The sequence below is a fragment of the Kitasatospora sp. NPDC001603 genome (assembly GCF_040298365.1).
Taxonomy (GTDB): Bacteria; Actinomycetota; Actinomycetes; order Streptomycetales; family Streptomycetaceae; genus Kitasatospora.
Genome location: NZ_JBEPAA010000151.1, coordinates 1 through 6735, shown reverse-complemented (window position 1 = coordinate 6735; position 6735 = coordinate 1). Strand labels below are relative to the sequence as shown.

The window sequence follows — 6735 nt, the reverse complement described above, 5'->3', positions numbered from 1 at the left end:
CGCCGTCCCGGCGGCGGGCTCGGCCGGGCGCGGGCCGATCCACCCGGAGGTCCTCGGAACCGGGCGGGCGGCGTCCGGGGCCCGCGCGGCGGTGGCCGGCGGCACCAGCGGGGCGCTGCGCAGCGCGTCGAGGGCCTCGTCGTGGTCGCGGTGGGTGCGGGGCCGGCCAAGGTTCCCGAGCAGCAGTTCGGCGCGACCGTCGGCCAGGTGCAGCACCGCGATCCAGCCGCCCGGGCTCCACGGCCCGTCGCCGAGCGGCGCGGGTCAGCCGACCCGGAGGTCGAGGTGGTGCAGTTGGTGAACGCTAGCGGCCTTCGGCGCCGACCAGGATGTTGTCGTCCAGCCCGGGCCGAAGGTGTGGGCGGGGTCGTCCGCGCGGTCCGGCGGGCCGTAGCGGCGCACCGGATCCGAGGTGGCGCGCAGGACCGCGTGGGGCTGCAGGTCGGTGTCGTCGGGGTGGGCGACCGTAGAGGCCGGGACCGGGTGGGCCGGGGCGGGGTGCGTCGGCGGTGGCCGGGGCTTCTCCCCGGGGCGCAACGGGCCCGGCTTCGGGGCTGTCGGCGGTGGGCGTCGTTTCGCCCCGGGGGGACAACGGCCGCCGCCCGGGCTCCTTCGTCGGGACGGGCGGTGAGGGGGGCTCGGCCGAGGGAAGGGGCGATGAGGGAGGCTTCCGGTCGCTGCTGAGCACCGTGTCCATCACCTCCGGGTTCGGGCCCAGTCCTCTCGCGCAGCGCGGGGCCGACGGTCGGTCACGAGCGGCCAGTGCACGCCCCGGAGGCCACGATGGCGGTCAGCGGGATGCACAGGTAGAGGTGTTCCCACAGAAGTCGCGCCGCCGTACCGAGCGGCTCCCCGGCCCACGATGTGTTCGCGGTGCGCAGGGCCTGCACGGCCTCGTGGACGAGGGCGGCGTCCAGCTGTCGGAGGGGCCCTCGGCGCTGCGGGTCGAGGAACCTGTTGATGGCCGTCGCGAGCTGGTCACGCTCCAGGCGGCCTTCAGCGTGCTCCGGCCGGGTGCCCTGGGGGCGCGGATGCGGGTGGCGGCTGTCGGCGCCGATCGCCTCCCGCAGTCGCCCGGTCAGGTCGGCGCAGGACGTTGCCGGGGCGGGCACGGGGCAGTGGTCGAGCACGGACGTGGCCAGGGCGATCAGTGTGGTGTCGACACACACCTGTGTGCCGGTCTCCGGGCTCCGTACGGTACCCGCCGCGGCGGCGGCGCTTCGTGTGTCTTTCATGGCGGAAAGCCTGTCCGGCCCTGCCCGTTCCCGCGAGCAGTGGCGTCCTGCCGAGTGACCCAGCTTTCGCTCACGGTCGCGGTGTCGTGGTCTGTGTGTGTGCGTGAGCCCGTGGAGGGAGGGGGTGGCGTTGGCCTGCCTGGGTGAACCGAGGGCCGGTGACCAGTCCGGCCGTGGGTGGTGGACGAAGTGAGGGTGTGCACGCCACGCGGACCTCAGGCGAAGCGGCGGACACGGGCGGGGTCCGGCGTTGCAGGCCGGGCCTCGCCGCCCCTGTTCAGCGAATCGCGGGGACCCGCGGGACGGGGCGGTGGATCACAGGGCGATCAGGCCCAGGCCCAGCAGGCCGTGGCCGGAGCCGTAGTCGCCGGATCCGTAGCCGTTGCCGTCGTGGGCGCTGCCGGTACCGTAGGTGAGCTGCGTGCTCTCGCTGTAGCGTACGTGGCTGGTCGAAGCGTGCACGTGGTGGCTGTAGGACAACTGCCCGCCGCGGGGCATACCGGCGGCGAAGGCGCTGCCGGTGACCGGGACGGCGACGATGCCCGCGGCGAGCAGAGTGGTGGTGGCGGCGCGGGCTATGGTCTTGTTCATCGTCTGTCAGATCCTCTTCTCGGGACGGCTGCTGCCGTCCGGTGGGATCGACGCTAGGCGCCCGTCGCGAACGCTGCGCGGGCGCCGGGGCTGAACGGCCCAGGGCGCCGGGGCGGGCGCCCGGCCGGCCGAGGCCCGCGGAGATGGGCTGGCCCGTACTGCCCGTTCGGGCTGTGCGGGCCATCCGGCCAGCCCGTCCGCAGACATGCCAAGCGGTCATCCGGACGGCAGCAGGGGGTCGGCCGGGGGCGGGACGCGGGCCGCCGGGGCGCGGGCGCCGGGCGGTTCGGTTCAGCCTCCGAGGTCGAACCGTTCCCTGTCGAGGTCGCGCCTCAACTGCAGGATCGCCGTCATCGGGACATGGGTCTGGAGGCGGTCGGCCACCACGAGCGCCGCCCGACCGATCGGTTCTGCGGGGAACGCCGCGCCGAGCTGGCCCAGAAGGGCCACCGTCACCTCGACGAGGGCCTGGTCGACGCGTACGGATGTGCCGGTGCCGGCCGCGTAGGGAGTCGGTGGTCGAGGGAGGCGAGCAGGTCGCGCTCCTCGGGGCCGAGTGGTGTTGTCGTGCGTCGGTTCTCGGACGCCCCGTCACCGCGAGCGCCCGGTACCGGCATCCGCGGGAGGAAGGTGGCTCCGACAGCGTAGGGCCCGGCCCGCGGCCGGGCTGCCCGGTGTCTCGGAGGGTCTGGTCCCGCGCAGGCGGTCGTCCCGGCACGGAGATCAGGCCAGCACCAGCGAGCGCAGCAGGTCGGTTTCCTCGAAGCCGGCGGCGGCCAGCATCGCGCACCGCGGCGAAGCGTCCGGTGCGAGCAGGTCGACGGTGGCCAGAGCCTCGCATCCGGCACTGCGGTCCAGCAGTTCCAGCGAGCGTCCGATCCGGAACCGCCACAGGCCGGCCGGCACCGCTTCCACCGCGGGCCGGTGCGTCTCACGGCCGGCGTGCAGGCCGCCGTCGGGGGTGATCCAGTGGACGGGGTGGCCGGAAGGGTCCTGGCCTCCCGGGGGCGGACCGGCGGGGCGCGGGTGGGGCCGGTGCAGCAGGAGCCACTGGTCGCGGGTGCGGAACCCCACGTTGGTGAACGCCTCGGTGGTGACCGGGCGATTCTGCAGGGGCACGCCCGGGAGGTGGGGTGGCCACGGGCTCGGGCGGCCGAAGGCGGTGACGTCGCTGAGCCCGCTGCTACGTTCCAGGGCCGCCTGGACGAGGACGGCCGCGGCCGCGGGGCTCTCCCGGCAGTGAAGCCATGTCACGCCGCCCGCGAGACGCCCGGGGTCGGTCCGCCGGTGCAGCGCCATGGCACCCACGACCTGCCCGGACCCGTCGTACGCGACGAGGACCGTGCCCCGCGGAGCGCCACCGGGCGCCGTGGGGCGCCGCGCGGCGAGGACCGGCAACCGGTCGGCCGCGACGAGGTCCGTGATCGCGCGCCCGTCCCCGGCCGCCGCCGGCCGCACCCACACTGTCCGTCCAGCCCTGATCGCCACAACGACACTCCGTTTCCCGGCCACCCACAAGCACTTTCCGCCCCTGCTTCGAGGCCGGTCGCCATACGGCTCGCCGCCTGCGGGGCGAACCACCCGAATGCCGCACCCGCCGACGACCCTTCATCCTCACGGCGCCCCCGCGACCGGCAACCCCGGAAGGGGCAGCGGCAACCGCCATCGGCCAGTCACGGGCCCGGCAGCCGGACGAGCTCCCGTAGCGACCGGGCCGCCGCGGCGGCGCCGCGAAAGGCGCCACTGTCGACCCGCGCCAACACACCGGATCTCGGGGGCCGTCGGCAGCCACCCCGATCCCAGCCGCCTCGACGACGGTCGGCCTGTGCGTCCCGCCCGCGCGGTTCCGCCGCCGACGGGCAGGCAAGACGGCGAAAGGACCGGCAACCCTCCGGCGCGCGGACACCCTGCCGGGCCGGTGGCCTCACGTCCACCACACCTCACTGGTGCGCCTGCGGCCCGTCACCGGCCTGCTCCTCGCGCTCGCGACCGGCCGCCGCCGCGGGGCCGGGCCGGGCGCGTTCACCAGGAGGAATGGGGCCTGCGGATGGTGCCCGTATCGCCCGCCTAGGCAGATCGGTCCCGCAGGGTCGCCCGGATCGTCTTCCCGCTCCCCGGGTCGAGGGTCAGGGACAGGTTCTCGGCGAGCGCGCGGACCAGCAGCAGGCCGCGGCCGTGGCCGAGACCGGGTGCGAACGGGAGCACGACGGGCAGGGCCCGGCTGGTGTCGCTGGCCTCGATCCGCGTCCCGTCCGGGTGGGCGACCAGGGTCAGCTGTCCGGGACCGTCGGTGTGCCGGACGACGTTGGCGGCGAGTTCGGTGACGACGAGCAGGACGTCGGCGAGGTGGGCGGCCCTCGCGGGCCGGGTGTCGCGAAGGAACGCGGCGGCGGCGGCACGCAGTCCGCCCAGGCACCGGGGATCGTTGGCGAACGGCAGGGACAGGGAGACGCCGCTCGTGGCGGCACGGGGGCCGGCCGCGCGTGGGAGCGGTCGAACGGCGGGGATCGGCGTGGTGTTCATGACCGTGGGTCCTTCGTGTCCCGTCCGTCCGGTACGGAGCGGGCCGGCGGTCGGGACGGCGCGGCCCTCGGGCCGAGGGCCGCGCGGTTCGGCGGGACGGGGACTGGTCCCCGGTGGAGTCGGGGTCAGCGGGAGCAGGTCAGGTAACCGTCATACCAGACCTTCTCCCAGTGGGTGGGCTGCCACTTCTCCTGCCAGCCCGTCGGGTGCCACACCTTCGACCAGTGGCCCTGGTGCCAGGTGCAGTTGCCGTGCTGGTGGTCGAGCGAGCGGGCACTCGTCGCGGTGGTGTTCACCGGGGTCGCCGAGGCCGAGGCCGCGGTGGTCAGGGCGGCTCCGCCGGCCAGCAGCACGCCGGCAGCGGCCACGGCCAGGGAACGCCTGGATCGGGCGGGCTGCGCGCATGGCAGTACGCCTCCTTCCTTTGCCGTGGGGACGTGCGACGGGAAACAGGACCGACGGACGGACCGGGGTCGAAGACACTGCCCTCAGGGGGCGGCGGCGCCGGGCCGGTGCCACCGGGTGTTTCCCGACCTTGATTCGCCACCGGGCAGCATCCGGATTGCACCGCTTTGTCGGACGAGCCGGATCCACGGACCCGGAACGGCAGCACCCGCCCGCCGCGCGGGGCCGACGCGCAGCCACCGGGGATGCTGCCTGCGGTGGCACCGGGCCGGTGGGGCCTGCGCCCGTGTTCGTCGGTGGGCCCGGCGGCACCGGCCGGCCGTCGCCGCCGTAGGCGCGGCCGGTCAGGGCCCCAGTTCCGCCGACCCGGTGAAACCACGGGGTGAGGCCAATCCATGAGGGCCCCGGCCACGAATACCCTACGAGAGGTGGAACCCAGCCCGCCGCGCCGCCCAACCTCCGGAGGCCGCCGTGCGTACCGAACCCGACCGCCCGCAGCCACACCCGCGTCCGCACGACGAAGCGGCCCCGCCAGCGCGCGCGGCCACCCCCGCGGGGAGGCGGGGCCCGTGAACTCCGTCGCCTACCTGTACCCGCCGGCGGAGCCCCCGAGGAACCTGAAGGACCTGATGGCACGCGTCACCCGGGGCGACCACGAGGCGTTCGGACAGCTCTACGACGCGGTGGCCGGCCCGGTGTACGGCCTGGTACGGCGGGTCCTGCGCGACGAGGCCCAGTCCGAGGAGGTGACCCAGGAAGTGATGCTGGAGGTGTGGCGCGGCGCCGCACGCTACGAGCCGCACCGCGGTGACGTCGTGCCGTGGGTAATGACCATCGCCCACCGCCGGGCCGTGGACCGGGTCCGCCACTGCCAGGCCGCCGCCGAGCGGGACCAACGGGCCGCCGCGCGCGGCCGGGAGACCCCGTTCGACGAGGTCGCCGAACAGGCCCAGACCCACCTCGACCAGCAACAGGTCCGCCACTGCCTGCGCGGGCTCACCGGGCCGCAACGCGAGTCCGTCCTGCTGGCCTACTACCACGGCCTGACCTACCGGGAGGTGGCCGAGCGCCTCAGCACACCGCTGGGCACGGTCAAGTCCCGCATGCGCGACGCCCTCATCCGGCTGCGCGACTGTCTGGAGGCCGGATCATGACCACGCCCGCCGACGCCGACCCCCACCTGCACACCGGCGCGTACGCACTGAACGCCCTCGACCCCGACGAACACGAGGCCTTCGAGGCCCACCTGGACGGCTGCGACACCTGCGCCGTGGAGGTCGCCGGCTTCGCCACCGCGCTGGCCCGGCTCGGCGCGGCCGACCGCCTGCGGCCACCGCCCGCGCTGCGGGCACGGGTCATGGCACGCCTCGACGACGAGCAGCAGTTGCCGCCCCTCCACCGGGACACCCGGGCCGCACCGCGACCGCACCGCCCACGCGGCTCGGCCCGCTGGCCGCGCTTCGCCCTGGCGGCCTCGCTGGCAGCAGCCACCGCGCTGGGAGCGCTCAGCGTCCAGCAACACGACCAGGCGCAACAGGCCCGGGCCGAGACCGAACAGCTGCGCACCCGGCAGGCGGCCTTCGGCGAGCTGCTGACCGCCCCCGACGCCCGGGTTACCAGCACGAACGCCACGAACGGGACGGATGGCACGGGCACCCTCGTCTGGTCGACCAGCCGCAACCTCGCGGGCTTCCTCGCCTCCGGCCTCCCCGACCCCGGACCGGGCCGGGTCTACGAACTCTGGCTCGACCGTGCGGGCACCCTCAGCCCGGCCGGACTGCTCCCGGACGGCGACGGCGCCCTCGTCCTGACCGCCCCCCTCGACGGCGCCCGCGCCGTTGCCCTGACCCAGGAACCCGCTGGCGGGTCCGCCCAGCCCACCGGCGAACCCCTCATGGCCCTGCGTCTACCTCCCACCCACCCGGCCTGACCTTCGGGGGCCCATGCGCCGAGAAACCCACCGACACGGCTCAGGCGTCGA

10 protein-coding genes are annotated in these 6735 nt (G+C 75.3%); 2 read left to right on the top strand and 8 right to left on the bottom strand.

Annotated elements, in window-relative coordinates; translation table 11 throughout:
• From ABT263_RS38325 to ABT263_RS38290, 8 genes are all read right to left on the bottom strand, one after another.
• Positions 1 to 216: hypothetical protein (locus tag ABT263_RS38325; RefSeq protein WP_352298479.1), on the bottom strand; the 216-nt coding region annotated here is incomplete at its 3' end.
• A gap of 48 nt (positions 217 to 264) precedes the next feature.
• Positions 265 to 537, bottom strand: a complete 273-nt coding sequence (locus tag ABT263_RS38320) for a hypothetical protein (protein ID WP_352298476.1) — start codon at positions 535 to 537, stop codon at positions 265 to 267.
• A gap of 212 nt (positions 538 to 749) precedes the next feature.
• Entirely contained in the window at positions 750 to 1235 is a 486-nt protein-coding gene (locus ABT263_RS38315; RefSeq protein ID WP_352298473.1) for a hypothetical protein, read from the bottom strand.
• Between the two features lie 315 nt (positions 1236 to 1550).
• Complete coding sequence (locus ABT263_RS38310) at positions 1551 to 1826, bottom strand: hypothetical protein (protein ID WP_352298470.1); 276 nt, start codon at positions 1824 to 1826, stop codon at positions 1551 to 1553.
• Positions 1827 to 2117: 291 nt separating this feature from the next.
• Positions 2118 to 2282, bottom strand: a complete 165-nt coding sequence (locus ABT263_RS38305) for a hypothetical protein (protein WP_352298467.1) — start codon at positions 2280 to 2282, stop codon at positions 2118 to 2120.
• Positions 2283 to 2549: 267 nt separating this feature from the next.
• The gene (locus ABT263_RS38300; RefSeq protein ID WP_352298464.1) at positions 2550 to 3080 is read right to left on the bottom strand and encodes a hypothetical protein; all 531 of its coding nucleotides are present in this window, start codon (positions 3078 to 3080) and stop codon (positions 2550 to 2552) included.
• Positions 3081 to 3893: 813 nt separating this feature from the next.
• Positions 3894 to 4349, bottom strand: coding sequence for an ATP-binding protein (locus tag ABT263_RS38295; protein ID WP_352298461.1), 456 nt, complete (start codon positions 4347 to 4349; stop codon positions 3894 to 3896).
• Between the two features lie 125 nt (positions 4350 to 4474).
• Positions 4475 to 4717, bottom strand: a complete 243-nt coding sequence (locus ABT263_RS38290) for a hypothetical protein (protein WP_352298458.1) — start codon at positions 4715 to 4717, stop codon at positions 4475 to 4477.
• 606 nt (positions 4718 to 5323) lie between these two features.
• Here ABT263_RS38290 and sigK point away from each other — a divergent pair.
• On the top strand, positions 5324 to 5908 hold the full coding sequence (gene sigK / locus ABT263_RS38285; RefSeq protein WP_352298455.1) for an ECF RNA polymerase sigma factor SigK: 585 nt from the start codon (positions 5324 to 5326) through the stop codon (positions 5906 to 5908).
• Entirely contained in the window at positions 5905 to 6684 is a 780-nt protein-coding gene (locus ABT263_RS38280) for an anti-sigma factor (protein WP_352298452.1), read from the top strand. The genes sigK and ABT263_RS38280 overlap by 4 nt, the downstream gene beginning before the upstream one ends.
• Positions 6685 to 6735 lie beyond the last annotated feature (51 nt).

What these genes read in the sequence shown, in the direction of transcription:
- ABT263_RS38315 (WP_352298473.1), bottom strand. Translation starts at nt 1,235, where the DNA reads ATGAAAGACACACGAAGCGCCGCCGCCGCGGCGGGTACCGTACGGAGC.
- ABT263_RS38310 (WP_352298470.1), bottom strand. Translation starts at nt 1,826, where the DNA reads ATGAACAAGACCATAGCCCGCGCCGCCACCACCACTCTGCTCGCCGCG.
- ABT263_RS38295 (WP_352298461.1), bottom strand. Translation starts at nt 4,349, where the DNA reads ATGAACACCACGCCGATCCCCGCCGTTCGACCGCTCCCACGCGCGGCC.
- ABT263_RS38280 (WP_352298452.1), top strand. Translation starts at nt 5,905, where the DNA reads ATGACCACGCCCGCCGACGCCGACCCCCACCTGCACACCGGCGCGTAC.